The following is a 26,828-nucleotide window of genomic DNA, read 5'->3' on the forward strand; positions in this document are numbered from 1 at the left end:
TCAAACCACCGGCTTCAACAGCACCTTGATCGACTTGGTCGAGTTGGCCAGCTCGAAGGCTTCGGCCCAGTCGTCCAGCGGGAAGTCATGGGTGACGATGCCTTTGGAGGTGACCAGGCCGCGCTCGAACAGGTCGATGGCGATCGGGTAGCAATAGGGGCCGAGGTGCGCGCCGCGGACGTCCAGTTCCTTGCGGTCGCCGATGATCGACCAGTCGACGCTGGTCTCGGCGCCGAACACGCTGAACTCGACAAAACGCCCGAGCTTGCGGATCAGGTCCAGGCCCTGGGTGACACCGGCCGGTACGCCGGTGGTTTCGATGTAGACGTCGCAACCGTAGTTGTCGGTGAGGCCATTGATGATCTCGCGGGCGTTGTCGCGGGCCGGGTTGATCACCACGTCGGCGCCAAATTGCTTCGCCAGTTCCAGGCGCTCGTCGACCATGTCGATCACCACCAGTTTCTTCGGGGTCTTCAACGCGGCGACCTGGACCATGCACAGGCCGAGGGTGCCGGCACCGGCGATCACCACCACATCATCGAGCTGGATATCGCCACGGTTGACGGTGTGGATCGAGCAGGCCATCGGCTCCACCAGCGCCGAGTCTTCCAGCGACACCGACTCGGGAATCTTGTGCACGATGGCGGTCTTGGGAATGCGCATGTACTGGGCCATGCCACCTTCGGCCACTTCACGCTGGAAGCCGAAGATGTTGTGCACTTCGCACATCCAGTACTTGCCGGATTTGCAGAAGCGGCACTTGCCACAGGGCACGATCTGCTCGGCGATCACTTTGTCGCCGACCGCGACCTCAAAGTGCTCGGCGGCGCCCTCGCCCACTTCCACCACATAACCAAAAAATTCGTGCCCCGGTACCACCGGCGCCTTGACCCAGGGGTTGTCGCCGCCCCAGAACATCGCGGCGCCCGAGTGGCACTTGCAGTCACTGGCGCAGATGCCACAGGCGGCGATGCGGATCACCAGTTCGTTGACGCGGGCCTGGGGTTTGCCGATGCGTTCCAGGCGATAGTCCTTGGGGCCGTGGCAGACGACGGCTTGCATGTCGGTGTGCTTGTCCATGGTGTGGAGTCCTGTGCTTGTTAGGAGTTTATTTGTGGCGCTGACGGCTGATGAAAATCGCCAGCAAAATGATCCCGCCCTTGATCACGCTCTGGACGTAGGGTGAAACGCCAAGCATGTTCAGGCCGTTGTTCAGCACGCCGAGCAGCATGGCGCCGAGCAAAGTGCCAACGATCACCCCGCGCCCGCCGGCAATCGACGCGCCGCCGAGTACCACGGCGGCAATCGCATCCAGCTCGAACGACACGCCGGCATTCGGCTGGCCGCTCATCAGGCGTGAGGTGAGTACCAGCCCGGCAATCGCCGCCGTCAGGCCGCTGATGCCATACACCAGCAACTTGAAGCGCGCGGCGCGCACGCCGGACAAGCGCACCGCTTCTTCATTGCCGCCGATGGCGTAGATGTAGCGGCCGATGCGCGTGTGTTGCAGCAGCACATAGGCGGCGGCGTAGGTGACCAGCATGATCAGGATCGGCACTTCGATGCCAAACAGGCTCTGGCGACCAAAGAAGCCGAACCACTCCGGCAGCCCGGAAATCGGGTAGCCGTCGGTGTACATCAGGCCCAGGCCCCGGGCGATGCCCATGGTCGCAAGGGTCACGATGATCGGCGGCATGTGCAGGTAGGCGACGAACAGGCCGTTGCCGACGCCGAAGGCCACGCCGATCAACATCCCCGCGCCAATCGCCAGGCCCGGCGGCAGGCCCGCGACCATCAACCCGGCGGTGAGCGTACCGGACAACGCCATCACCGGCCCCACCGACAGATCGATGCCGCCGGTGAGGATCACGCAGGTCATGCCCACCGCGATGATCGCGTTGATCGACACCTGGCGGGCGATGTTCGACAGGTTGCTGGCGGTGAGGAAGGTGTCGCTGGCCAGGATCATCACCAGGGTCACCACCACCAGCCCCACGAACGGGTAGAACGCCGGCGAGCGCACCAGCCGCGCCAGGTTCAGGCGCAGCCGACTGCTGTCGACGGTGTTAATGGACGTATTCACTTGAGCCCCCTGTTGCATGGCGCATGACCTCTTGAGGATTGACGGCGGACGCTTCGAGTACCTTGACGATGGCGCCCTTGTGAAACACGGCGACGCGGTCGCACAGGCCGATGACTTCCGGCAACTCGGAGGAAATCATGATGATTGCGTAGCCCTGTTCGGTGAGGCTGCGCATCAGCGCGTAGATCTGCGCCTTGGCCCCCACGTCGATGCCACGGGTGGGTTCGTCGAACACCAGCACGTCGCAGTGGTGGTTGATCCAGCGGGCGATCACCACCTTCTGCTGGTTACCGCCACTGAGGTTGAACACCCGGCTTTCGCCGCTGGGGGCCTTGATCGACAGCTGACGCATCAGGTCTTCGACGCTGGCGCTTTCCCTGGCCTTGTCGATCAGGCCCGAAGCGTTCTGGTATTTGGGCAGGTTGTTCAGCGAGATGTTTTCACGAATGCTAAAATCGGTGATCAGCCCTTCGCTCTTGCGGCTTTCCGGCAGCAGGCCGATGCCGTGGGCGAGCGCTTGCGCCGGGTCATCGAGGGTGATTTTCTCACCGCGCAGCCACACGTCTTTGCTCACCGACGGCAGCGCACCCATCATGCCCAGCGCCAGTTCGGTGCGACCGGAGCCGACCAGACCGGCAAAACCGAGGATCTCGCCCTTGTGCAGTTGGAAGCTGTTGCGGGGCCCGTTGCGCACCAGCTGGATGTCCCTGACCTCCAGCAACAGCGGGCCGCGTGCGCCGCTCGGTTTGGGCGGAAAACTGCATTCCAGGCGCCGCCCGACCATCATCTCGACCAGGCGGTCGATGTCACTGTCGGCCACCTCGGTGACGCCGACATTGCCGCCGTCGCGCAACACGCTGATGCGGTCGCACACCTGGAAAATCTCCTCCAGGTGATGGGAGATGAATATCACTGCCACGTCCTGGCGCTTGAGCTCGCGCATGATCTCGAACAGCAGCTCGGCTTCGCTGGGCGTGAGGGTGGCGGTGGGTTCGTCGAGCACCAGCAGGCGCGCATCCAGGGCCAGGGCCTTGGCGATTTCGACAAACTGCTGCTCGGCCACGCTCAGGTGCTTGACTGCGCATTGCAGGTCAATGGCCACGCCCAGGCGCTTAAACAAGGCCTCGCTGGCCTCGACCATTTCGCGCTTGCGCAGCAGGCCGAAACGGTTGCTGAGCTCATGGCCGAGGAAGATGTTTTCCACTGCCGTGAGGTAGGGAATCAGGCTGAATTCCTGGAACACGATGCCGATGCCAGCGGCGATTGCATCGCGGTAGGTGGCGAACTGCCGGGCCTGGCCATCGATCAGGATCTGGCCTTCGTCCTGATGCTCGACGCCGCCGAGGATCTTCATCAGGGTCGATTTGCCCGCGCCATTTTCGCCGAGCAAGGCATGGATCTCGCCGCGCTCGACCTGCAGGTTGATGGACTTTAGGGCCTGTACGCCCGGGTAACGCTTGCAGATATTTTCAAGCTTCAGAAGACTGCTCATACCGCCGACCTCGTATTCAGAAGGAGACCGCAAGCCCCACGGACGGCGTGGGGCCTGGGTGATTTACCAGCTGAAATCCTTGGCCTTGTCCCGGTCGATCAAGGTGATGTCCACCGGGATGGTGGCCGGCACTTGCGAGCCCCACTTCTTGGCCAGGGCAATGCCCAGGGCGAGGCGGATCTGGTCGCGGGGGTATTGCGCCGAGGTGGCGATGAACTTGCTGCCCGGCTTCTGGATCGCCTTGATCGCTTCCGGCGCGCCGTCGACGCTGACCAGTTTCACGTCCAGGCCGCTGGCTTCGATGGCCGAGAGTGCGCCGAGGGAGCCGTTGTCATTCACGCTGAAAATACCGTTGAGCGTCGGTTGCGCCTGCAGCATGTTTTCGGTGACGGTCAGCGCCTGGTCGCGCTCCTGCTTGCCGTTCTGGATGCTGACAATCTTGATGGCCGGGTGCTTGGCCACGGCTTCCTTGCAACCGCGCACACGCTCCAGGATCGGCACCACGGCGATGCCGTCGAGGATGGCGATGTTGCCTTTGTCGCCGATGCTCTTGGCCAGGTATTCACAGGCCTGGAAGCCGGCGTCGAAGTTTTTCGAACCGACAAAGGAATCCAGCGGGCCATCCGCCTGGGCATCGACCGCGACAACCACCACACCGGCGGCATGGGCGGATTTGACGGCCGATTGCACGCCGACCGAATCGGTGGGGTTGATCAGCAGGATATCGATGCCTTTTTGCAGCATGTCTTCGACGTCGCTGACCTGCTTGGACACGTCGTGGCGGGCGTCGGTGATGATCAGTTTCGCACCGATGCTCGCCCCGGCTTCTTCCAGGGCGTTTTTCATGGTGACGAAATAGGGGTTGTTGATTTCCTGGAAGGACGCGCCGATGCGGATCGGCTTGGCGGCGTCGGCAAAAGCAGGGGCAGCGGTGCCGAGGGTGATGCTTACAGCCAATAAACACAGGGTTTTCGGGAGCATTTTCATGGCGTGGTTCTCTGTTTTGTTTTTATTGTTAGAGCAAATGTTATCGTTAACATTTTGCGAGAAGCTAACAAGGAAATTCGCGTGACGCAAGGGGCCACTGGTCGGCTTCGGTCGGAATGTGGGAGGGGGCTTGCCCCCGATGGCGGAGTGTCAGTTGGCGATGTAAGTGACTGACCCGCCACCATCGGGGGCAAGCCCCCTCCCACACGTGTTCATGTGTGCACCACAAAACCTCGCACAATCTTGAGTACCAACTAAGCTCAGCCTCCAATAAAAAATACCGAGCTGCCCGCCATGGCCCATCCCACCGAGACCTTTCGCGCCCGTTACCGCGCCCACGTCGCGCCCCACTACAACCCCTGGCTTCACGCCGGTTTCGTGTTCGGCTACGGCATTGTGTGCATCAGCCTGGCCTGGTCATCGACACATCACATTACTGCTCTGCAATGGCTGACCGTGCCGGCGACGCTGGTGTTCTTCAACCTGTGTATCTACCTGGTGCACCGCCACCTTGGCCACCACAAACACGCCTTGGCCCGTCTGTTTTATGCGCGCCATACTGGCGATCACCACAGCTTTTTCACCCCCGGCCACATGACCTACGACAGCCCCCGGGACTGGCGCGTCATCCTGTTCCCGGCCTGGCTGATCGTGTTGCACAGCCTGGCGATCACACTGCCCGCGTGGTGGTTGATCAAGCAACTGAGCCCCAACGTCGCCGGCCTGTTCGCCGGGTGCATGATCCTCGGGTATTTGCTTTACGAATTGTTTCACGCCTGTGAGCACCTGCCCGCCGACCACCCGGTGGCACGCCTGCCGTGGATCCGCCAGATGCACCAGTTGCACGCCCTGCATCACCGCCGTGAGCTGATGCAGGGGCGCAATTTCAATATCGTCCTCCCGCTGATGGATTACCTGTTCGGCACCCTGTACTGGGAGCCGGGCCCCCACGACAACCAGGAATCGTCATGAGTACCCGTCCCAAAAAACTGCGTCATCTGTTGTTTGTACTGTTTCTGCTGGTGATCGTCTTCTTGCTGCTGATGCCCACCAAAGTGCAACCGGTGAACTGGACACCGCCCAAGCCACCGTCGATGAAGGACGGCCCCTACGCCGAAAACCAGCGCCTCAAGGGCGTGCAGAAGATCGGCGCCCAGGACATCGCCGGGCCAGAGGCGTTGCTGCTGGATGCACAGGGTTATCTGATCAGCGGCCTGCATGACGGGCGCGTCATCCGCACCGCGCCCGACAGCCGCAGCCTGGAGGTGCTGGCCGACACCGGCGGGCGGCCCCTGGGTCTGGCGCTGCACCCGGATGGGCGCTTGATCATTGCCGATGGCATCAAGGGCCTGCTCGCCCTGGATGCAAACCGCCAACTCACTACCTTGAGCACGGGTGCCAATAACGTCCCCTTCGGTTTCACCAATGACGTCACCGTGGACGCCAGCGGGCGTTATGCCTACTTCAGTGATGCATCGAGCCGCTGGGGTTACGGCCAGGACGGCGAAGCGGTGATCGAGCATGGTGGCGATGGCCGGTTGCTGCGCTATGACTTCAGCAACGGCACCACCGAGGTGCTGCTCGACCAGCTGCAATTCGCCAATGGCGTGGCCCTGGGCCCGGATGAACATTACGTACTGGTCAATGAGACCGGCGCCTATCGCATCAGCCGGTATTGGCTCAAGGGCGAACGTGCCGGCAGCCATGACCTGTTTATCGACAACCTGCCCGGCCTGCCGGACAACCTCAGTTTCAACGGCCAGGACCGTTTCTGGGTAGCACTGTATTCACCGCGTAACCCGTTGCTGGACAGCTTCGCCGGCTACCCCTTGCTGCGCAAAGTGATGGTGCGGGCGTTGATGGTGGTGCCCAAGCCGATCGAGCGCAAAGCCTTTGTGCTGGGGTTGGATACGCAAGGCAAGGTGATTGCCAATTTGCAGGATGGCAGCGCGGGGAATTACTCGCCCATTACTACCGCTCGGGAATATGGCGAGTGGTTGTACCTGGGCTCGTTGAAGGGCACGAGCATGGCGCGGTTGCCGTTGGCACAGGCGTTGGCGCCCTGACGCAAAAAGGGCATACAGGCGCGCGGCCTGTATGCCCTGGTGGTTACTGGTTAAACACGCTTAGCTCTTGGTGCTGCTGAGCAGGGTCTGCTTGCACAGATGGCCAAAGCTGACGAACTCAGTGTTATCACCACCGACGCCGATACCTGGGTATTCCAGCACTTCCATGCGCCATACCCCGTAGTTGAAGTCGGTACGCCAAGTGTTTTTGTAGCCCTGGGCGTAGTCGACAAAGGTGGTCTGGAAGTCACCGAAGCAGGTGCCCACGTTGATCGTGCCACTCGCCTGACCGGCACTGTTGGTAGCCGCCGAATACCCTTTGTAGACGATAGCACCGGTGTCGGGGTTGATGTGCTGGTCGAGGTAGACGATCGGGTGCAGCCCCACCAGCGGTGCGCCGGTGCTGTCCGACAGCCCCATGGTCCAGGTCAGGTCGCGATAGGCCTGGGTGGTCATGTAGCCATACCCCACGTCGGACGCGGAGTAAGGGATGCGCAACACGTTGCCTTCGCCTTTTACATCAGGGCTGTTGACCCGAGGGTTGGAACCGAAGGACAGGTTGTATTTGCCCGTTGCGCTCCAAGGCTCATTCGGGTGTTGGTTCGGACGAACACGCACCTTGACTACCCCACCGACACCCGGGTTCGGGATCGACGTCGACACGACATTCGCACCCACGGTGACCCACTGGCTGCCATCGAAACGCTCAAGGATCCACTTGTTACGGGTGCTGCCACTGGCCGCGTCGGCCGTCAGGGCTATGCCTACGCTCTGGCCACGGACCGCCGTGAAATCAAAGTAGTCGACATCGTCTAGGCTGTCAGCGTTGCCTTTGATGTAGTTCAGGGTATCCGGCAGTTGAAACGCCGTGTCGGGCGTGTCATTAGGTTCATAGGCATCGATGTTGGCATCCACCGCCACACCGAACTGGAAGCTGGAGCCCTGCACCGCTGCGTTGGCTTCCATGAACCAGTAGTAGTCACCGGCAGGCACCACCCCGCTCAGGCTTTCATCGCCCGTGCCTGGATTATTGGAGGTGCCCAGCGGGAGCGGATTGCCTTGACCATCGTCCTGGAACAGGGTCAACGACATGTCGGTGCCTGCGGTCTGACCCACCAGCAACGCGTTGATGCGCGCCTTCTGTGGCAGGTTGAAGTGGTAGCACAGCAGGTCACCGGTCTGTACGCCATTGATGGTGTACAACTGGTTCACATCCAGCGTGGTTTCACAGCCCTGGACCAGTGCCGCCTGCACGGCGGCCGCTGCCTGGGCATCGGCTTTCTTGACCTGGGTTACCGGCGCCGGAGCGGCATGATCTTCCACCACCGAATCGGCCTGGGCCTTGGCGGCGAACGCCGGTTTTTTCAGTTGAGCACCCGCTTTGAGTTGCTGCTTGAGCGTCGCTGGGGCCTTGGTGGCCGGCACTATACCGGCGGCTTTGAGGCTTTGCTTGATGTCAGTTTGAACGGCTTGTGCAGCCAGGTGAGGGTATTGCTCGGCCAGGGCGAAGGCCGAAACGAAGCAGGAGGCCGCCATGGCCGCGCCCAGCATAAAGGCTTTTTTCGATTTCATTTTTTATCCATCCATAGTTAAAAAGTGAAGCTCAGGTGACGTCCGGTCACCTGGGATGGAATGTAGGATATGACTGGATGGATGTACAGTATTTTTTTGAAGAAATTTCAATTTCTATGGAGTGGGGATGTCGCACCACCAGCGCCAGAAGCTCCAGATAGCTGTACCGAAGGCCCAGATATAGCCAACTTTATAAGGCCACACCATCCAACGCCTGAGCGCCAAAGGAACTGACGCTAATTCAGCCTCCGTCACAATACCGGCCTCCACATGGCGCTTTGAGTCTGAGAAGAACTCGGAAATAAGCAACATGCGATATTGCCTGTCGATCCACTGGTTTCGCTTCCAAAATCGCTTATTGTCTAGGACCCTTTCGTTCTGACGGAAATAACTTTCCACCTCATCGAGCTTTGCATATTCCGCAAAAATCATCAGTCCCAAGACAACAAACGTCCCGACAAACAACACGATGGAGTAGATGAGAAAAAAATCCATGGTTAGGTTCCCTCAGGTAGGAATATCAAATCCCCATCGGCGTCCATGATCTTTCCTCCCAAAAGCGCCCCAGCACTACCGACCCTATCACCTGCCACATACCCTCCCGCTGAGCCTCCGATAATTCCGCAGGCGAGTTCACCTGTTCCCTTCATGCGAATGCCTAGGAACATTGTGCATGCCCTACGAGCGGCTCCTGCACCGATTCTTCCGAAAAAGGCAGCTCCTGAGACTCCACCTGCCAACCTCCCCGCCTCCACATACTTCGCCCTTCTACACTGCGCCTCCCGCCCCGCCACACATGCCTCCCTGATCTCCAACCCCGCCACCCCCACGTCCAGCGCCAGCCCCACATAAGTCCCTTTACCCAACCACTTCGACATCTGCGCAATCTCCCGCATCCGCTTCGCATACCCCGCAATCTCACCTTTATGCAGATAGCTCTTGGTCGACAGGCCCAACACCTTTTTCAACGACTCATTACCCTGCAACCCCGTCCCCAACCGCGCCGCGCCTTGCAGTTGCACCTCCAACCGCCGGAACAACGCCTGGCGCCGCTGGATAAACGCCGTCCTGTCCAACGCACCGTCCTTCAAGCGCTGATGCAACCGCTCGATCTCCTCCAGCGTCTGCGCCACGTCATCCAGATGTCGCGCCCAGGCCGACGTCGCACTGCCGATGCCTACCGAGCCCTTCGCCATGAAACTCTGCAGCAAGTCATAGTTGTCGATCACCTCCGTACCGACCGCTGCACGCCTCTGCAAGTGACGACTTACCTCCTCGGCATGCCGCATCAACCAGGCCTCCTCGACCGAGCAATTCACGCTGTGGCTGTCGGGAATAATCACCAGTTGTCCCGGCGCCACCAAACCGGGGCGCAGGTGTCTATTCAGCACGTCAAAATGAGCGGAACGCTGGCGGCCCGGGGCACCGCCCATCAGTCGGTTTTTCAAGCTCTGATAGTCCGTCGCGCGGTCGTTGATAAAGCTTTGCGCCATGCCTCACATCCGGTGAGCAATGAAGATGGCGTCGAAATATAAGCAAGCGCCTAGGCCCCGGACACACGTCCAGGGGGGGCGATTTACATTTGGGAAGCTGCCTACGCAGCAAAGAAATACAGCCTACGGAAACAATCCTAATACCCGGTCATTTCCAGGTAACCCACCCCACCCTCGAACTGCACCGGGCCTTCCCAGTACGGGATACTCAGGTTCATCCAGGCATTCGGGTTGACTGCTTGCGTAGTGATATCCAGCTGCTTGCCGGGGATTTTCAGCGACCAGCGGGTGGGGATCTTGCGCCCTTCTATGGCCGTCGTTTCCAGCGGCGTCAGTTGGATATCCGCGTTGTGCAGGGTTTGTGTATGGCCCTCGCGATCAATCCAGGTGCCGGTCAGGTAGGACGCGCCATCGGTTTGCCGTACTCGGAACAACATCAATTGCTCGCCCCGGTCCAGGTGCAGGGAAAACCAGTCCCAGCCGGTCTGGCTGGCGGTCAGCGGTTGGCTGCTCCATTCGCGGTCGAGCCAGGCCGGGCCGCTGACTTGATACACCCGGCCATCAAGGCTGACGCTGCCGCTGGCGCTGAAAAACGGTTGGCTGTAGTAGTACGAGGCCTGGCCCTGGTCGGATTTGCGGCTGTAACCGCTGTCGCCCTGCAGCACCAATGGACGGCTGGATGTCAGGTGCAGGTCGTAGGCGAATTGCGCACCGCTGGCCTTGAGTTGCATGTCCGACAAGGCGCCCAGTGCACCCGGGCGGGTGGCGAAATTCCAATCATCGATCCAGGCGTTGAACGGCACTGCCTGGGCCCCGGCCTGGCCGACGCCACCGCGTGCGTAACGCTCGGCGGCGTAATGGTGGGTGGCAGACGTGACGGCCGCGTGGCCGAGCCACACGGTGGCGTCATGCCAGCCTGCTTGCACCGGACCGGCCTTGAGTGCATTGCGAAACAACGTCCATTGCACGCCAAATACATTGCCCTGCGCGTCCTTGAGATTGGCCGTGACGTACCACCATTCGATACGGAAGTCCGCATGGGGGCCATGATCCTCGGGGAAGCTGAACACCTTGCCCGGTACCACCTGGGCAAAGTCCGCCGCGTCGCTGCCCAGGCCGGCAAAGCTTTCCTGTGGCGCAGGCACTTTGTCGCAAGCAGCCAGTAACAGGCACGCCACCAACAGGGGCTTAATCTTCATGGGCAAACGTCCTCAACAAATCCGCAGGACGGCTGCGGTACAACTGCCACAACGGCCAGGCCGACGCCAGAAGGGTCGCCAGCATCGCCAGCCCGAGCAATTGCGCCAGCTGCCACGGGAACACCTGCAATGGCAGGCGCCAACCAAACGCCTGCACGTTGATCACCGCATCCAGGCACCACGCCAACAGCAGGCCGAGCGGTACGGCCAGCACCAATGTGAGCACCGCCAGCAGCCAGGTCTGGCCGAGGTTGAGCAGCATCAATTGCCGACGCGTGACGCCCAATGCCCACAGCGGTGCGAGCTGGCCCAGGCGGCTCTGGCTCTGGGTCAACAGGCTGATGAACAACGCCACGCCGGCCACGCCCAAGGTCAGGCTGTTCAGGGCAGCGGTGGCGGCGAAGGTGCGCTCGAACACCTGGCTCGACCAGCCCTTGAGTTGTTCTTGATCGACAATACGGCTGTCGTCCAGGACAAAGGCGCGCTGCACCTCACGTACCAGCGGCGCCACGTCCGACGGTGACACCCGCAGGTTGAAACGCGCCGGTGACAGCGTCGGCCAGTGCGCCAGCAGATGTTGTGAGTTGACCAGCACATGCCCCTTGGGATTGCCGTAATCGGCGTAAATCCCCACCACCTTCGGCGACCACACACCCTGGGGCGTGGGGATGTTCACGGCATCGCCCAGTTTCACCCCGAGCCGGCGCGCCAGTTGCTCGCTGAGCATCAAGGTGTTGCCCTTCTGCAACTGGTCCCAGGGTTCGCTCGTGGCCTCCAGCAGCGGCCAATGCTGACGGTAGGTGGGATCGTCGACCACGCCAAACAGGTCCGCCGGCCAGCCCTGCACTTGCACGGCGACCTGCCAGGTGGGCAGCACGGCCTGCACTAACGGCTGTTGCGCCAGCCAGGTGCCGAGTTGTTCGGCCTGGGCAGGGCTTTGTGGGTTGAGATACAACTCGGCAGTCAGGCGCTGCTCCAGCCAGTTGTTGAAGGTATGACGAAAACCCGAGGTCATGGAGCCCGCGCCGATGTTCGCGGCCAGGGCCAAGAGCAGCGCCATCAGGGCCAGGCTCAAGGCCGGCAACTGCTGGCGGCAGTCGGCGAGAAACCACTGGCCGAGCACCGAACGGCTACGCCCCAACACGGCCTTGAGCAGGCCGTTGAGCAGCACCGGCAACCCCAGGGCGGCGCCAAGCAGCAATGCCGCCATCAGTACAAAGCCGGCAGCCAGGCTGTTACCCAGCCACAGCGCCAGCACGGCGATCAGCAACGCAGCCGCGGCCACCCACGCTTGACGACGCAACCAGCGCCCGTGAGCTTCATGCCAGGCCTGTGCGTTGGCCAGCGCCAGCAAGGGCAGGCGCGCCGCCCGCCACAGGCTGCCGGCACCGGCGAGCACCGCACCGAGCAGGCTCAAGCCCAGCCCCGCGCCCCACCACCACGGGCTGAGGCTCAACTGTCCCGGTACTTCAGCGCCATACAAGCCACGCAGGCTGGCGGCCACATCGGGCAATAGCAGACTGGCCAACAAGTAGCCGCTGGCGACGCCCAGCACACCACCGAGCAGCGAGAGCACGCCCAATTCCACGCTCAAGCTCACAATCAGCAGGCGCACGCTGACCCCACACGCGCGCAACGTGCGCAGCAGCCCGCGCCGTTGCTCCAGGGCCAGGCCGATGGCGGCATGCACGATGAACAGCCCCACCACGAAGGACAGGAAGCCCAACGCGTCGAGGTTCAGGTGAAAGCTTTCGGTGAGGCGAGCGAGGTTATTGTCCTCGCCTTGCTTGAGTTGCAACCCGGCGGGCGGCGTGGGTTGGCTGGCGGCGAATGGCTTGTCCACCAGCAGCCGCGACAGGCGCTCAGACATATCCAGCACAGGCTGGGCAAAACCGATGTCGGTGAGCAACAGGCCGGGCGCCATGTCTGGTTGGGCTTGCAATGGCGGCAGTGTGCGGCCGCCCACAGTGGTCGGTTGCTGGCCTTCGCGCAGCCCCAAGACCTGCAAGGTCTGCGGCGCGATCCAGGTACGCCCCGGCGGATCAAAAAACGCGAGCATCTGCGCCTGGCTCAAGCGCTGCCCCGCCACGGCGCCGCTGCCGGGCAACGACAACGGATCGATGCCCATCAACTGCAGGCGTACATCCTCCTGCCCCTTGAGCTGCACCCGCCCCTGTACCACCGGAGACACCGGCCAGCCAGCGCGGCGCAATTGAGCGAAGACCGCCTGGGGGAAACTCGCCCCGTCCGGCGCACCGAGGCTGGCCTGGGGTTCGCCGCCGATCAATTGGCTGGCGCGGGCATAGCTGTCTCGCGCCTGGCTGTTGAGGGCTTGCACGCCAATCAACAGCGCGGTGGCCAGCCAGAGGCCGGTGAGCACGCTGAAAAACTGCACGGGATGCCGTCGCCAGTGGCTGAGCAATGCGCGCAAAGTCCACTGAAATACCGCCATCTCAGGCGGCGCCTGCGGCTAGGACGCGCCCACGCTGCAACACCACCTGCCGGTCCAGTCGTGCAGCGATGCGCGGGCTGTGGGTGACCATCAACAGGCTGGTGGGGCTGTCGCGCAAGAGGTCCAGCAACAGTTGCAGCACTTCGTCGCTGGTCGCCTCGTCCAGGTTGCCGGTGGGCTCGTCGGCCAACAACAGGCCCGGGCGTGACGCCAATGCGCGCCCCACCGCCACCCGTTGCTGCTGGCCGCCGGAGAGTTGTTCCGGGTAGCGCTTGAGCAAATCCCCCAGGCCCAGGCGCTCGACCAATTGCGCCTGCCACTGCGGGTCAAAGCGCCCCGCCAGCCGCGCCTGGAACGCCAGGTTATCCTCGACCGGCAAGCTGCCGATCAGGTTGAACTGCTGGAACACCAGACCGATTTCGGTACGTCGCCAATGGGCCAGTTGCGCTTCGCTCAGTTGGTCAAGGCGCTGCTCGCCCACCCGGATGCTGCCGCCATCCACACGGTCGAGCCCGGCCACCAGGTGCAGCAAGGTGCTCTTGCCGCTGCCCGACTCGCCCATCAGCGCCAGGCTGCTGCGCCGGCCCAGGTGCAGATCGACACCGGCCAACACTGCCAAAGGCCCCTGGGGGGTGGCATAGCTTTTGGTCACACCTTGCACCTGCAACATGACAACACTCGTTTGATGGGCGGCCATCGAGAATAACGGCTACCGCCCAAGGCCACGCAAATTTTTCACATGGATTTCACCGGCTGCCCACCCGCGCCTCTTTAAATTACCCACCAAGCATCACTTGTCGGCAACTTGTTAGTTGCCCTTTTTCACAACTTTTTACATGCAAGGTGTTCAGCGAAAAGACAGCCGTCGTGTGACAGCCTCTGGTCCCACTAAGGACATTCGCTAAAACGTTGCACCTAACTAATACAACACTGCCAACAATGCCCATGGTGAATGAAGTGGTTGACCTTACCCTGACCAAACCGCGCTCGCCCCGGGACTTTTTCAAGCGTTTGCAACGACTCTGGCTGGGACTTGCGGTGGTTGGCCTGCTGCTGGTTTGCAGCCTGTTCTGGCCGGCGTCGCCACGGGACCTGGGCATCGGCAACCGCCTGCTGACCTCGCAAGTGATGCCGCTGTGGCGCGACGGCGACCTGATCGTACTGGTGCGCCATGAAGAGCGCTGCGACCGCTCCACCAACCCATGCCTGGGCCCGGTGGAAGGCCTCACAGTGCACGGCAGCCAACAGGCCGAAAAGCTCGGCAATGCCTTTAAATCCATGGGGATGGACACCAGCGATGTGCTTGCCAGCCCGGCTATCCGCACGGCGCAGACCCTGCGTTTCATGTTCGACAAAAACGAGCTGACCTCGGGCCAACAGGCCATCTGCGGCACGGCCATGGGCGAGGAATTGCTCAGTCAAAAGACCCCCGGACGCAACCTGGTGTTCGTCACCCACAGTGGTTGCATCGCCGACTTCGAAAAAACCCAGGGCTTCCCCCATGCCGCGTTCCCCGAATATGGCAGCGCGTTGTTCGTGCAGGCGTTGCCCAACGGCAAATTGAAGATCCTGGGCATCGTCAACAACCCGGATTGGCCCGCCGCGCTAAAACAGACTCACTAACTTACCCCTCGCCCTGTTCAGCAAAAAGACAGCCCTGTTCTGGCATGTTTAGTTGCGCCTTTTAAATAAGGACATCATGAATATTTTCTGCAATTGCGTGAACGCTGTGACTTTTCCAACTATTAATTCACAACTTGAAACCTACATCACTGAGCGTCAGGGAGCGACGTTTGCATGACCCGATTAAAACCCCTGCCGGTGTTATTGCTGGCCTTCGTTGCGTTTTACCTGCTGCCCCTGGGCCTGCATGGCTTGTGGATCCCGGACGAAACCCGCTACGCCCAGATCAGCCAGGAAATGCTCCAGAGCGGTAACTGGGTGGCGCCGCACTTCATGGGCATCCGCTACTTCGAAAAACCCGCAGGCGGCTACTGGTTGATTGCCCTGGGCCAGGCGGTCTTCGGCCAGAACCTGTTCGGCGTGCGCATCGCTTCGGCGCTGACCACGGGCTTGAGCGTGCTGCTGGCCTACCTGATCGCCCGTCGACTGTGGAATGACCCGCGCAAGAGCTTCGCCTGTGCCCTGCTCTACCTGAGCTTCGGCCTGGTCGCCGGGCAGGCGGGGTACTCCAACCTCGATCCGCAATTCACGCTTTGGGTCAACCTGAGTCTGGTAGCCCTGTGGTTTGCGCTCGACAGCACCACACTGCGCGGCCGCCTCGGGGCCTGGGTCATCGTGGGCCTCGCCTGCGCCATGGGTTTCATGACCAAGGGTTTCCTGGCCCTGGTGTTGCCGGTGCTGATTGCCGTGCCATACATGCTCTGGCAACGCCGCCTGGGAGAGCTGCTGCGTTATGGCCCGCTGGCGATGGCGGTCGCGGTATTGGTGGGCCTGCCGTGGGTGCTGGCCATCCATCTTCAGGAACCCGACTTCTGGCGCTTCTTTTTCTGGAATGAACACATTCGCCGTTTCAGCGCCGACAACGCCCAGCATGTGCGGCCATGGTGGTTCTTCCTGCCGATCATCGCCGTTTCCAGCCTGCCGTGGGCCGGGCTGCTGCCGTCCGCCCTGCACAAGACCTGGCAGGAAAAACGCCAGCCGGCGATTACCTTCCTGGCGTTATGGCTACTGCTGCCCCTGGGCCTGTTCAGTTTGAGCAAAGGCAAGCTGCCGACCTACATCATGCCGTGCCTGCTGCCCTTGGCTTTGCTGATGGGTCATACGCTGACCGACCTGGTGAAGCAGGGCAAAGCCCGCACCATCTGCTTCAATGGCCTGTTCAACTTCGTGATCGGCATGGCGGCCATGATCGGCCTGATCTACCTGCAAATCGCCCGGCCGCTGTACAGCAACAGTCACGCCGAGATGTTCAGCCTGTCCCTGGCGTTCATCGTGTTGCTGGTGTGGATTCTGGCCAACCTGCTGCAAGTGATTCGCCCGTTGACGCTGTGGGCAATGCCTGCAATGGGTATCGGCGTTCTGGTGATCCTGCTGCCGGCAAGCATGCCGTCGTGGATCGCGGACAACGAAATGCCCGACCAATTTGTGCTCGAACACCTGGACGAATTGCAACAGACCCAAGCCCTGCTCAGCAACGACCTGGGCAGTGCCAGCGCCCTGGCCTGGCGCCTGAAACGCCCGCAAGTGTCGCTGTACGACACCGAGGGCGAGCTGCGCTACGGCTTGCAGTATGCAGGCTCGGTGCACCGCAAGGTGGAATTGGAGGAAGTCCAGGCCTGGCTCAAGGATGCGCGCCAGCACGGCTCGGTGGGCGTGCTGCTGCGGGTCAACAGCACCAGTGAAATGCGCGAAGCCGGGCAACTGCCGCCCGGCGGAAAACGTTACTACAAGGGTTATCTCGAGCTGATCATCTACCCGAGCCTGCCCTGATGACGACGTTGTGGAAGACCGAGCGCGGCGCCCTGCTGCTATTGCTGGGCGTTACCGCGCTGCTGCTGCTCACCGGCCTCGGCGCACGCGACCTGTGGGGCCCGGAGACCCGCTGGGCGAACATCGCCTTGCAGATGCTGCAGAGCGGAAATTACTTCGACCCCTACCTCAAGGGCGCGCCCTATTATGACAAGCCCCTGCCTTCCTATTGGCTGATCACCGCCACGGCCCACCTGATGGGTGGCCTCGGGCCGTGGTCACTGCGCTTGCCCTCGGTGATCGGCGCCTGGCTGAGCGTGTGGCTGGTCTACCTGCTCGGTGAGCAACTGATGCGCAAAGGCACCGGGCTGATCGCCGGCTGGATGCTCGCCACCACCTTCTACTTTCTGTTCTGGGCGCGGGTGGCCACGGCGGATGTGCTGACGGTGTGTGGCGTGCTGGCCGCGGTCTGGTGGTACTGGCGTGGACCAGAGGACACCCGGCTGGGTCGCTATACCGTGTTTTTCCTGTTGCTCGCCGTGACCTCGCTGTTCAAGGGCTTGATCGGCTTTGTGCTGCCAGGCCTGGTCCTGCTGCCGCACCTGCTCGGCGAGCAGCGCTACAAGCAGCATCTCAACCTGCGCCTGGTGCTCGCCCTGCTGATCGCCGCCGCGGTGTATGCCGTGCCGTTCGTGCTGTCGCATGTCTACGGTGCGCCGACCTATGGGCAAAGCGGCCTGGCCCTGGTATTCCGCGAAAACGTGGTGCGATTCTTCGACCCCTTCGACCACATGGGGCCGATCTACACCTACCTGATCTACCTGCCCGCCTACACCCTGCCGTGGCTGCCGTGCTGGCTGCTCGGCCTGCGGCTGGCGCTGCGGCACTGGCGCCAGACCCCGCCCAACGTGCGATGGCTGGTGTGGGGCCTGGGCCTGTTGTTTGTGTTCTTCACCGCCAGTGGCAGCCGGCGCAGCTACTACGTGTTGCCACTGGTGCCCTTCGCCCAGTTGCTCGGCGCCTGGTGGCTCAGCGAACGCCTGCAAGCCAGGCCCGCCAGCCGACCGCGCTGGTACAAAGGGTTCGCCTGCGCCGCGGTGTTGATGCTGCTGGTCATTGGCGTGGCCTATCCATGGAGCAACGGCAATGGCGGCGTCACCCGCTTGGCCGAGGACGTGCGCACTGAAGCCGTCAAAAGCGCGCCGTGGGAGGAGTGGCAACTGGTGCTGGTGGAAGTGGACAACAAGGTGCCGATGTACCTGCAAAACGGTGGCAAGCCGTTCTACTACGTGGCCGAGTCCCAGGACTTCCCGCGCCAGGGCGACAGCGCAGCGTTCATGGCCTGGTTGCAGAAAACCAGCGGCAAGGCCTTCGACCCGCAGCGCACGATCATCGTCGCGCAGTATTCCAAGGACGACCCGACACCGTTGGCCTACCTGGGCGCGGATCACCAGGTCATCACCACCCAGCCGGACAACGGCGAGCGAATGTTTCAAAAACGCCAGGACGGCAGCGTGGCGTTCGTTCCAGTGCCCAAATAGACGGCGGTCTTACATTTTTTTGCTGGCGGCATGGATAAATGCCTCATCCAGGCTTTGGGCGTCGTACGCGTCCATGAAGCCTTGCGCGTCAGTGAACCGGTTGAATCGCCTTTGGCTCAGCATATAAAAATCATCGCAATGGGCGACGATCTCATCGACGTTATGTGATGAAACCAAGACCGCGACACCCTCTGCCGCTGCCCCCTCCAGACAGCGCCAAATGTGATAACGAAACTCTGGATCCACACCCGCGGTGGGCTCATCCAGTATCACCAGGTCCGCGTTGGCACAGAGCAACGACAACGTAAAAAACCAGCGTTTCTCTCCATAGCTGCAGAGCGCAGATTTTTTGTTCCAGATCTCGCAATACCGATCGGCGATGCCGGGGCTCCATTTTTCGATTTTATCGAGTGCATGTTGTTGGGTGACCCGGGTGTCGGAGCAAAACAGCATGGTCATTTTGAAGATGTCGAACATGCGAAATACAGGGGGTGTGCTGATGATCTGTGACAGGTACAGCAGCTTGGAAAAGGCGCTGCTTATTTCACCACCCTCTCTTTTCTTCAGGCCGCACAGCACATCAAAAAAGGTGGTTTTGCCGGAGCCGTTTGGGCCAAGAAGACCTGATATGGAGCCGGCGGTGACTGTCAGAGAAGCCTTATGAAACACGATATGAGTTCCATACCTGACGTCAAGAGAGTCTACGAGAAGCCTTGCCATCAATAACGACTCCAAACAGGATTAATTAATAAATAACGACACATCACTAAAAACAAAAACACAAGTGAAATGACAACAACCCAGAAAACCAAACCGCATTCAACCACGCCGTCCAACATAATCTTATTCGCCCACCACATCGGGTTAAAAAAACCGGCAATAGCTAAGGCGGGACTCACTGGACCCATACTGATGATCCCGAGAGCCAACATCGTAAGGGACAAAATTGAAAAGAGGGTACTCGCATTTTGAAAGCCTAATGGGACAAGCGTCAGCAACAGCGCGGGTATAGAAAAAAGAAGAAAGCAAACATAAAATCGCCCTACGATCACAAGATACTCCGCGACATCAAACTCCCCTGAAAAAATTCGGGTGAGCATATAAAATACGGAGCAATACAATATTGAAACAACTGAATATGCAGAAAACTGCCCAATCAAAAAAACAACCTTCGTACGATCCGTGTAAACAAAAGACCGAAGAAAACCACTTTCCCTTCGACCAACTATGTAAAAGGCAAGCCCGAACAGTGCAACATTTGAGGAAACAAAGGCGTAAAACCATGAAGTCTTCGACAGGTAATCCACGGCCTCACCACTCAGTGGCGCACGCGCGTAGGTAAGCAAATAATAGGTAACCACTGGAGATACCACTGTCCAAAATAATGCAACAGGTTCTCTGAGTTGTTCTTTTATGAATAACGCCGCTAGCAAAGCCGGCCTCGATACGAAATAAAAGTCCATGATTGACCTCACGAAAACGGGACCATCATGCCTAGTCTAGAGCTGAGCATCGACGACTCAAGCTTCTGTGAATACTGAATTTACTTTTCTGTCGATGAAGGCTCTATTATGGAGTTATGGCAGGCCCCACCTACCCCATTATACCTGCCGCCCCACCACATCCTCCATTACCACCGCACCCGCCTTGAATGCCTGACGCACCTGCATTACCGGCGTACGGGTTGAAACTTTCTTCACTTTCGAAACTATAAACAAGCGCTCCGAACACTTCACTGTTCATCTCAAATCTCCAGCTTTGTGCATACATTGACTTTGAGCTGCCCTTCATCAAGCAATAAAACCAAATCTAGCCCAGCGTGAGAATATCGCAACAACAATAAAAATCTTATGCGGGAAATATAACTACTAGATTTAGGAAATTTCACTCACGAACTTCGGAAGATCAACCATTGCCAAAAATATCAGGCCCCTCACCAACCGTGCTTCAAAAAATCAATCCATGTAAATTTAACACCTTAGAAACTATCCAAATAATCGAAAAATCCAACACCACCGCAGGTATATCTTGCAAAACGGAACTTATTCCTACAGACGTGAAAAAAAGAACCCGACAAACGGCACTGCATAATGCTAAAGACCTGCTCTCTGCGCGACGCTAACGCCGGCTTCGCTCATTCATGTAATGACTACAAAAGCAGCGTATTTACGATGCGAAGCGAGTCGCTCTTGATCTTGCTTTTGATCTGAGGCGCCCCGTCAAATCCGCCGCCGCCGCCCCAACTGCGGAATAGCCGCCTGAGGCACCTCCACCCGCTGCACCTGCGTCAACACACACCCAGCCAGTTGCGCCACCGTCGGATGACTGAACAACGCCCGCGCATCCACCTCCACCCCCGCCTTGCGCATCCGCGCCACCAGGTTCACCGCCAACAACGAATGCCCCCCCAGCTCAAAGAAATGATCGTGTCGCCCCACCCGCTCCAACTTCAGCACCTCAGCCCAGATCCCGGCCATCAAGCTCTCCACGGCTCCGACCGGCGCGGCATAGGCTCGGCTCACCACCGCCCCCAACCCCGGCTCCGGCAAGGCCTTGCGGTCGAGTTTGCCCGCTGGGTTGAGCGGTAATTCGTCGAGCTGCACAAACGCCGCCGGCACCATGTATTCCGGCAATTGCTCCAGCACATGGGCGCGCAACGCATCCGGGCTCGGCGCCTCGGCACGCACGGTGAAGTACGCCACCAGGCGTTCATCGCGAATCAACACCGCCACTTCACGCAACGCCGGATGCACCAGCAGCCGTGACTCGATCTCCCCCAGTTCCAGGCGCACACCGCGCAGTTTGACCTGGAAGTCGTTACGCCCGAGGAACTCCAGATTGCCGTCAGGCAGGTAACGCACCAGGTCGCCAGTGCGATACAGGCGATCTCCGGCCACGAACGGGCTGTCGATAAAACGCTCGGCGGTCATCTGCTGCAGCCCCAGGTAACCCCGCGCCACGCCGACCCCACCGATGTGCAACTGACCGCTCACGCCCATGGGCGCCGGCGCATCGTGCTCATCCAGCACATACAGGCGTGTGTTGTTGATCGCCCGCCCGATCGGCAACTGCAATGCCGGCACCGGCGCGCCGGGTTCCAGGGTCCAGGCGCTGCTGTCCACCGTGGCTTCGGTGGGGCCGTAGACGTTATGCAGGCGCACCTTGGGCAAGCGCGCCTGCACGCCACGAGCCAGGGCTTCGGTGAGTTCGCCACCGCCGCACAGCACATCAGTGAGGCTGGTACACAGCGCGGACTCTTCCAGCTCAAGGAACTGCTGCAACATCGCCGGCACGAACTTGATCACCGTGATCTTCTGCTCGCGAATCACCTGCGCCAGATAGGCCGGTTCGCGATGACCATCGGGCCGTGCCAACACCAGGCGCATGCCGTTGGAGAGCGGCCAGAACAGCTCCCACACCGAACCGTCGAAGCTGAACGGCGCCCGCTGCAACAGCGCGCCGCCCTCGGCATTGGGGCACAGCTGCGAGCCCCAGTGCATCAGGTTGCCGAGGCCACGGTGTTCGATCATCACGCCCTTGGGCGTACCGGTGGAGCCCGAGGTGTACATCACGTAGGCCAGGTTGGCCACGCTCAGCCCTGGCACCAGCGGGTTGCCGACAGGTGCCTGGCTCCAGGCGCAGTGGTCGAAGTCGATCACCGGGATCGACACGTCACCCGGCACGTCACGGGTAGCGGCGTGTACCAGCAGCGCCACCGGTTGGCTGTCGTGGAGCATGTAGGCCAGGCGCTCGCGCGGATAACCCGGGTCCAGCGGCACATAGGCGCCACCGGCCTTGAGGATGGCCAACAGGCCCACCACCAGCTCCAATCCACGCTCGACGCACAGCGCCACGCGGGCGTCCGGCTGCACACCGCGCTCACGCAGGTGGAAGGCCAGTTGGTTGGCGCGTTCGTTGAGTTCGCGGTAGGTCAGTTGCAACTCGCCGGCCTGCACGGCGATGGCATGGGGGATATGCCGTGCGTGGGCTTCGAACAGCGCCTGCACCGTGAAGGTGTCGGGGTAGTCGGTGTCGGTCGCGTTGAAGTCCACCAGCAGGGTTTTCAACTCGCCGGCGGGCAGTACCTGAACGTCGCGCAAAGGTGTCTGTGGCACCTGGTCCAGCGTGTCCGCCAAGTTGATCAGTGTGGTTTCGAGGTAGTCGAGCAGCCGACAGGCGCCAATTTGCTGCGGCGCCTTGGCCTTGATCCGGAAACCGTTGGCCGTGTCGTCCACGGTCAGCATCAGCGGGTAGCTGAGGATGTCCTCACTGCTGAGCAAGGCAATGCCCGGCACCAGGGTCAGGTCACGCTCGGCGTCGGTGTGGCGGTAGTTGAGCAGGCTGTTGAACAATGGCGACGCACCGCTGCAACGCTGGGCCAGCGCCAGGGAGGCTTGTTCATGGGCAAGCAAGGCACTGAGGCGTGCGTGGGTATGCGTGAGGGCTTCGGTCACCGTGCGCCCGGCCAGGCGCACCCGCAGCGGCAGGGTGTTGATGAACATGCCCAGGGCGCGATCGGCACCCTCGCCCGCCTGCAAACGGCCGAGCAGCACGGTGCCGAAGACCACGTCATCGCGGCCGGCGATACGGCTGAGCACCTGGGCCCAGGCCAGGTGGAACAGACTGGCGGTGCTCACTCCCATACCACGCGCCTGGGCACGCAAACGTTGATTGAGGCTGTCACTCAAGCCACGTTCGGCTTCTTCGGTGTGCGCCCGATCCGCCTGGCGCTCCTGGAGACCGAAGGCCAGGGTCGGCTCGTCGACATCGCCCAACTGCTCGCGAAAGAACGCCTCGTGCGCCGCTTGACGTGCCGGCGAACGGGCTTGCACCACCACATTGCGATACGGCACCGACGCCGGTAGTTGCGCCTGTTGGCCGAGCAAGTGAGCGCGGATTTCCTGCATCAGGATGGTGGTCGAGGTGGCGTCATTGACCAGGTGATGGAAACGCAGCCGCGCAACCCAACGCGAGTGCTGCGGCTCTTCGGCATAGTCCAGGGCCATCAGCGGCGCCTGGCGCAAATCCAGCGGCGCAGGGTCCTCGCGCAACGGTTCAACACGCAATCGCGCCTGGCACCACACCACTTGCATCGGTTGCTCCAGGGCCTCCCATACCAGGCTGGTGCGCAGGATATCGTGGCGGTTGATCACTTGTTGCAGGGCCTGGGCAAACGCGTCCAACTGCTCGCGCTGCGAAAAGCTGAACAGCGCCTGCTGCTGATACGGATCGCGCTCATCGGTGATGTGGTGGTAGAGCAAACCTTCCTGCAACGGCGCCAGCGGGTAGATGTCCTGCACATTGGCCACGCCGCCGGGAATGCTCGCGACGATCAGATCAAAGCTGGCAGGGTCGAGTTCGGCCAGGTCGGGGGCGTCCACGTCGCTGAGCTCACTTGCCGCCGCCAGGGCCGCCAGGGTCGGCTGGCCGAACAGCACCTGCACATCGGCATGCAACCCGACCTGGCGCATGCGTTGCACCAATTGCACGGCCAGCAACGAATGCCCGCCCAGTTCGAAGAAGTGGTCGTGGCGCCCAACCTGCTGCACCTGCAACAGCTCGGCCCAGATCTGCGCCAGTACGCTTTCCACACCGAGGTGCGGCGCCTCATACAAACGGGTGACGAACGCCTCTTGGGTCGGTGCGGGCAACGCCTTGCGATCAAGCTTGCCGTTGGCGGTCAGGGGCAACGCGTCCAACTGCACGTAGGCAGCCGGCAGCATGTAGTCGGGCAGCGATGCTTGCAGGTGGGCGCGCAAGGCTTCTATCGGCACGGCTTCACGGGGGACGAACCAGGCCAGCAACTGCCCTTCGCGGGCTTGCACCACGGCGTCCTGAATATGCGAATGCGTGGCCAGGGCCGTTTCGATTTCGCCCAACTCAATGCGCACGCCACGGATTTTCACCTGGTCGTCATTGCGCCCCAGGTACTCAAGGTTGCCGTCCGGCAGCCAGCGCACCAGGTCGCCGGTGCGGTACATGCGCCCCTGGGTAAAGGGGTCGTCGAGGAATCGCTCGGCACTGAGCTCGGGACGCTTGAGGTAACCCCGCGCGATGCCCTTGCCGCCCACGTACAGTTCCCCTGCCACCCCGATGGGCAGCGGCCGTTGCTGCGCGTCCAGCACATACACCCTGGCATTAGCGACAGGCGCGCCGATATGCAATGGCCGGCCGACGGCCATGGGGCCGGAGGTGGCGACCACCGTGGCTTCGGTAGGGCCGTAGTTGTTGATCACGGCGAAGGACTGCGCCTGGGTGAAAGAACGCAGGCGGTCGCCGCCGATCAGCAGGGTGCGCAGGGTCGGGTGGTGCAGGCCCTGGCTGAAGGCGTATTCGGCCACGGGCGTCGGCAGGAAGCAGACGTCCAGCGGCTGTGCCCGCCACCAACCGAGCAGCGCGTCGATGTCTTCGGCGCCATCATGGGCCGGCGGCAGGTGCAGCGTGGCGCCCACGCACAACGCCGGCCAGACCTCCCAGGCCATCGCATCAAAACCGAAACCGGCGACGCTGGCGGTGTGGCTGCCGGCATGCAGGTCGAAGGCCCGGCAGTGCCAGTCCACCAGGTTCGAGACGCTGTGGTGCTCGACCATCACGCCCTTGGGCAAACCGGTGGAGCCGGAGGTGTAGATCACGTAGGCCAGGTGAGAGGGGCTGACCGCGACGCGGGGGTTGGTGCCCAGGTGGAAGGTCGGGCGGTCGAGCTGGATCACCGGCACCGTCAACTGAGGCAAACGATGCAGCAAATCGTGCTGGGTCAGCACCACCACCGGGTCGCTGTCTTGCAGCAGGTAATTCAGGCGCTCGGCGGGATGGGCCGGGTCCACTGGCACGTAGCAGGCGCCGGACTTGAGGATCGCCAGCAAGCCCACCAGCGTATCCAGACCACGCCGTGCCAGGATCACCACCCGGTCGTCAGGCTGCACGCCGCGCTCCAGCAGTTGATGGGCCAGCGCGTTGGCCTGCTGGTTGAGTTGGGCATAGCTCAGGTGCCGCCCCTGGTACACCGCCGCCACGGCGTCCGGTGCGCGCGCGGCCTGGGCTTCGATGCGCGCGTGCAGAGTGTGTGGCTGGGTGACAGGCTGGTCGGTGGCGTTCCATTGCTGCAACCGCGCCTGCTCGGCGGGTGTCACCAGGGAAAAATCGCTGATCGTCAGCGCGGTGTCTTCCAGCCCCTGTTCCAGCAGCCAGGTCAAGCGCTGCGCCAGGGCCGCCACTTCATCGTGCTGGAAGTACGCCTCGTTGTAGACGCAATGCAGGCAAGCGGTGTCCTGGTAACGGTTGCTGCGCAGGTGGAGGGCCAGGGGCAGCGGCTCGTGATGATTGGACACCTTGACCGCACGGGCCACTGTCGTGCCGTAGCGCAGTTCATGGTCGTCCTGCTCGAAGGACACCGACAGGTCGAACAGCTGGCCGCGGTCGCTGCGACGCAGGCCCAACTCACGGTTCATCTCGCTGAGGGGGAAACGCTGGTGGCGGAAGTCCTGCTTGAGCTGGTCGCGCACCCCACGCACCACCGCGCTGAACGGCGACTGCTCATCAAACTGCAAGCGCACGGCGCTGACCTGGGTGAACAACCCGACGGTGGAGCGGAACCGTGCATTGGAACGGTTGAGAATCGGCACCCCCACCACCCATTCTTCGCGTTGGGCGGTGCGGGTGAAATACACATACAGCGCCGCCAGCAGTACATGAAACGCCGACGCCTGGTAACGGTTGGCCACCTGTTCCATTCGGTTGAGCAGTGCCACCGGAAACGCCTGCACCAAGGTATTGCTCGCGGCCTTGGCCGTGTGCCGTGGGGTCAGCAGCGGCTCCGGAATCAAGCGGTATTTGTCCAGCCAATAGGCGCGGTCGCGGGCATAACGGGCTGACGCGTGGTAGTGCTGGTCTGCGTCGATAAAATCGATGTAGGACGGCGCCGGCAAGTCCGGTTGCCGGTCTTGCGCCAGGGCCGTGTACAGCTGCGCGAGGGATTGCAGCATCTGGCCGAAGCCCCAGCCATCGAGGATCAGGTGATGCGCCTGGGTGCCGAGGCGGTAATGATCGTCGTCGAGCTTGACCAGGAAAAAGCGGAACAACGGCGCACCCTGCATCGCATAAGGCAGGGCCATTTGCGCCTGCATCAGGGCGTGGCTCGCGGCCTGCGGATCGCAAGCCTTGGAAACGTCATGCAGCGCCAGGTCCGCAGCCAACGTGGCAGCGAAGGTCTGGCGAGGCAGGCCGTCGGCGTCGCTGTGCAGTTGCGTGCGCAACGCATCGTGCCTGGCCACCAGGCATTCAACGGCGCGCTGCATCAGGCCGGGGTCAATGGCACCGGCAAAATCCACATAACCACCGATGTTGTACAACGGCGAGTCGCCTGCGCGCAGTTGGTCGAGCCAGATGTCCTGCTGGGCGGCGGTGAGGGGGAAGCTGGGTGAATGCTTCATAAGATCCTTCTCATGGAGGTCAGGCACTGGCCGCGCAGGGGTGCCCATTACGACGAATGGGCCGGATTGGAGCATGGTGGCC

18 protein-coding genes are annotated in these 26,828 nt (G+C 61.5%); 5 read left to right on the forward strand and 13 right to left on the reverse strand.

Features of this window, described 5'->3' with window-relative positions; genetic code table 11:
* The 4 genes from LUU92_RS18535 to LUU92_RS18550 form a co-directional block, all read right to left on the reverse strand.
* A complete protein-coding gene (locus tag LUU92_RS18535) occupies positions 1-1,080 on the reverse strand; it encodes an alcohol dehydrogenase catalytic domain-containing protein (protein ID WP_071492116.1) in 1,080 nt (359 codons plus the stop codon).
* 28 nt (positions 1,081-1,108) lie between these two features.
* Positions 1,109-2,101, reverse strand: a complete 993-nt coding sequence (locus LUU92_RS18540) for an ABC transporter permease (RefSeq protein WP_071492117.1) — start codon at positions 2,099-2,101, stop codon at positions 1,109-1,111.
* Positions 2,067-3,575 (reverse strand): sugar ABC transporter ATP-binding protein, encoded by a 1,509-nt coding sequence (locus LUU92_RS18545; protein ID WP_071492118.1) that lies wholly within the window; start codon positions 3,573-3,575, stop codon positions 2,067-2,069. The genes LUU92_RS18540 and LUU92_RS18545 overlap by 35 nt, the downstream gene beginning before the upstream one ends.
* 63 nt (positions 3,576-3,638) lie before the next feature.
* The gene (locus LUU92_RS18550; RefSeq protein ID WP_071492119.1) at positions 3,639-4,562 is read right to left on the reverse strand and encodes a substrate-binding domain-containing protein; all 924 of its coding nucleotides are present in this window, start codon (positions 4,560-4,562) and stop codon (positions 3,639-3,641) included.
* 294 nt (positions 4,563-4,856) lie between these two features.
* Between LUU92_RS18550 and LUU92_RS18555 the strand changes: the two genes are divergently transcribed.
* Together LUU92_RS18555 and LUU92_RS18560 are read left to right on the forward strand one after the other, a co-directional pair.
* The gene (locus LUU92_RS18555) at positions 4,857-5,534 is read left to right on the forward strand and encodes a sterol desaturase family protein (protein WP_257102447.1); all 678 of its coding nucleotides are present in this window, start codon (positions 4,857-4,859) and stop codon (positions 5,532-5,534) included.
* The gene (locus LUU92_RS18560; protein WP_071492121.1) at positions 5,531-6,628 is read left to right on the forward strand and encodes an SMP-30/gluconolactonase/LRE family protein; all 1,098 of its coding nucleotides are present in this window, start codon (positions 5,531-5,533) and stop codon (positions 6,626-6,628) included. Before LUU92_RS18555 ends, LUU92_RS18560 begins: the two co-directional genes overlap by 4 nt.
* A gap of 60 nt (positions 6,629-6,688) precedes the next feature.
* Here LUU92_RS18560 and LUU92_RS18565 read toward each other — a convergent pair whose 3' ends face one another.
* The 6 genes from LUU92_RS18565 to LUU92_RS18590 form a co-directional block, all read right to left on the reverse strand.
* Positions 6,689-8,200 (reverse strand): hypothetical protein, encoded by a 1,512-nt coding sequence (locus LUU92_RS18565; protein ID WP_071492122.1) that lies wholly within the window; start codon positions 8,198-8,200, stop codon positions 6,689-6,691.
* Positions 8,201-8,314: 114 nt separating this feature from the next.
* A complete protein-coding gene (locus LUU92_RS18570; RefSeq protein WP_071492123.1) occupies positions 8,315-8,695 on the reverse strand; it encodes a hypothetical protein in 381 nt (126 codons plus the stop codon).
* 2 nt (positions 8,696-8,697) lie between these two features.
* Positions 8,698-9,693, reverse strand: coding sequence for a hypothetical protein (locus LUU92_RS18575; protein ID WP_071492124.1), 996 nt, complete (start codon positions 9,691-9,693; stop codon positions 8,698-8,700).
* Positions 9,694-9,830: 137 nt separating this feature from the next.
* A complete protein-coding gene (locus tag LUU92_RS18580) occupies positions 9,831-10,892 on the reverse strand; it encodes a lipocalin-like domain-containing protein (protein ID WP_257102448.1) in 1,062 nt (353 codons plus the stop codon).
* Positions 10,882-13,344: an ABC transporter permease gene (locus LUU92_RS18585; RefSeq protein ID WP_257102449.1), complete on the reverse strand. Its 2,463-nt coding sequence runs from the start codon at positions 13,342-13,344 to the stop codon at positions 10,882-10,884. Before LUU92_RS18585 ends, LUU92_RS18580 begins: the two co-directional genes overlap by 11 nt.
* A gap of 1 nt (position 13,345) precedes the next feature.
* Positions 13,346-14,014 carry an ABC transporter ATP-binding protein gene (locus LUU92_RS18590; RefSeq protein ID WP_071492127.1) on the reverse strand — a complete coding sequence of 223 codons (669 nt, stop codon included), beginning with the start codon at positions 14,012-14,014 and terminating at the stop codon, positions 13,346-13,348.
* Positions 14,015-14,289: 275 nt separating this feature from the next.
* On the opposite strand from LUU92_RS18590, the gene pmrG reads away from it, so the two are divergent.
* The 3 genes from pmrG to LUU92_RS18605 all read left to right on the forward strand — a co-directional run bounded on the left by pmrG (position 14,290) and on the right by LUU92_RS18605 (position 18,317).
* Positions 14,290-14,967: a lipopolysaccharide core heptose(II)-phosphate phosphatase PmrG gene (gene pmrG, locus LUU92_RS18595; RefSeq protein ID WP_257103866.1), complete on the forward strand. Its 678-nt coding sequence runs from the start codon at positions 14,290-14,292 to the stop codon at positions 14,965-14,967.
* 174 nt (positions 14,968-15,141) lie between these two features.
* A complete protein-coding gene (arnT, locus tag LUU92_RS18600; protein ID WP_257102450.1) occupies positions 15,142-16,797 on the forward strand; it encodes a lipid IV(A) 4-amino-4-deoxy-L-arabinosyltransferase in 1,656 nt (551 codons plus the stop codon).
* Positions 16,797-18,317: an ArnT family glycosyltransferase gene (locus tag LUU92_RS18605; RefSeq protein ID WP_257102451.1), complete on the forward strand. Its 1,521-nt coding sequence runs from the start codon at positions 16,797-16,799 to the stop codon at positions 18,315-18,317. The genes arnT and LUU92_RS18605 overlap by 1 nt, the downstream gene beginning before the upstream one ends.
* A gap of 9 nt (positions 18,318-18,326) precedes the next feature.
* Here the strand turns inward: LUU92_RS18605 and LUU92_RS18610 are convergent, their stop codons facing one another.
* The 3 genes from LUU92_RS18610 to LUU92_RS18620 all read right to left on the reverse strand — a co-directional run bounded on the left by LUU92_RS18610 (position 18,327) and on the right by LUU92_RS18620 (position 26,746).
* A complete protein-coding gene (locus LUU92_RS18610) occupies positions 18,327-19,037 on the reverse strand; it encodes an AAA family ATPase (protein ID WP_257102452.1) in 711 nt (236 codons plus the stop codon).
* The gene (locus LUU92_RS18615; protein WP_257102453.1) at positions 19,037-19,780 is read right to left on the reverse strand and encodes an ABC transporter permease; all 744 of its coding nucleotides are present in this window, start codon (positions 19,778-19,780) and stop codon (positions 19,037-19,039) included. Before LUU92_RS18615 ends, LUU92_RS18610 begins: the two co-directional genes overlap by 1 nt.
* 756 nt (positions 19,781-20,536) lie before the next feature.
* Positions 20,537-26,746, reverse strand: coding sequence for a non-ribosomal peptide synthetase (locus LUU92_RS18620; RefSeq protein WP_257102454.1), 6,210 nt, complete (start codon positions 26,744-26,746; stop codon positions 20,537-20,539).
* Between the last annotated feature and the right edge of the window lie 82 nt (positions 26,747-26,828).

This window comes from Pseudomonas extremorientalis, assembly GCF_024584605.1.
Taxonomy (GTDB): Bacteria; Pseudomonadota; Gammaproteobacteria; order Pseudomonadales; family Pseudomonadaceae; genus Aquipseudomonas; species Aquipseudomonas extremorientalis.

Coding starts and splice junctions, on each gene's coding strand:
- arnT (WP_257102450.1), top strand. CDS start 15,142: ATGACCCGATTAAAACCCCTGCCGGTGTTATTGCTGGCCTTCGTTGCG.
- pmrG (WP_257103866.1), top strand. CDS start 14,290: ATGGTGAATGAAGTGGTTGACCTTACCCTGACCAAACCGCGCTCGCCC.
- LUU92_RS18545 (WP_071492118.1), bottom strand. CDS start 3,575: ATGAGCAGTCTTCTGAAGCTTGAAAATATCTGCAAGCGTTACCCGGGC.
- LUU92_RS18560 (WP_071492121.1), top strand. CDS start 5,531: ATGAGTACCCGTCCCAAAAAACTGCGTCATCTGTTGTTTGTACTGTTT.
- LUU92_RS18555 (WP_257102447.1), top strand. CDS start 4,857: ATGGCCCATCCCACCGAGACCTTTCGCGCCCGTTACCGCGCCCACGTC.
- LUU92_RS18580 (WP_257102448.1), bottom strand. CDS start 10,892: ATGAAGATTAAGCCCCTGTTGGTGGCGTGCCTGTTACTGGCTGCTTGC.
- LUU92_RS18620 (WP_257102454.1), bottom strand. CDS start 26,746: ATGAAGCATTCACCCAGCTTCCCCCTCACCGCCGCCCAGCAGGACATC.
- LUU92_RS18540 (WP_071492117.1), bottom strand. CDS start 2,101: ATGCAACAGGGGGCTCAAGTGAATACGTCCATTAACACCGTCGACAGC.
- LUU92_RS18585 (WP_257102449.1), bottom strand. CDS start 13,344: ATGGCGGTATTTCAGTGGACTTTGCGCGCATTGCTCAGCCACTGGCGA.
- LUU92_RS18605 (WP_257102451.1), top strand. CDS start 16,797: ATGACGACGTTGTGGAAGACCGAGCGCGGCGCCCTGCTGCTATTGCTG.
- LUU92_RS18575 (WP_071492124.1), bottom strand. CDS start 9,693: ATGGCGCAAAGCTTTATCAACGACCGCGCGACGGACTATCAGAGCTTG.
- LUU92_RS18550 (WP_071492119.1), bottom strand. CDS start 4,562: ATGAAAATGCTCCCGAAAACCCTGTGTTTATTGGCTGTAAGCATCACC.
- LUU92_RS18590 (WP_071492127.1), bottom strand. CDS start 14,014: ATGTTGCAGGTGCAAGGTGTGACCAAAAGCTATGCCACCCCCCAGGGG.
- LUU92_RS18610 (WP_257102452.1), bottom strand. CDS start 19,037: ATGGCAAGGCTTCTCGTAGACTCTCTTGACGTCAGGTATGGAACTCAT.
- LUU92_RS18570 (WP_071492123.1), bottom strand. CDS start 8,695: ATGGATTTTTTTCTCATCTACTCCATCGTGTTGTTTGTCGGGACGTTT.
- LUU92_RS18535 (WP_071492116.1), bottom strand. CDS start 1,080: ATGGACAAGCACACCGACATGCAAGCCGTCGTCTGCCACGGCCCCAAG.
- LUU92_RS18615 (WP_257102453.1), bottom strand. CDS start 19,780: ATGGACTTTTATTTCGTATCGAGGCCGGCTTTGCTAGCGGCGTTATTC.
- LUU92_RS18565 (WP_071492122.1), bottom strand. CDS start 8,200: ATGAAATCGAAAAAAGCCTTTATGCTGGGCGCGGCCATGGCGGCCTCC.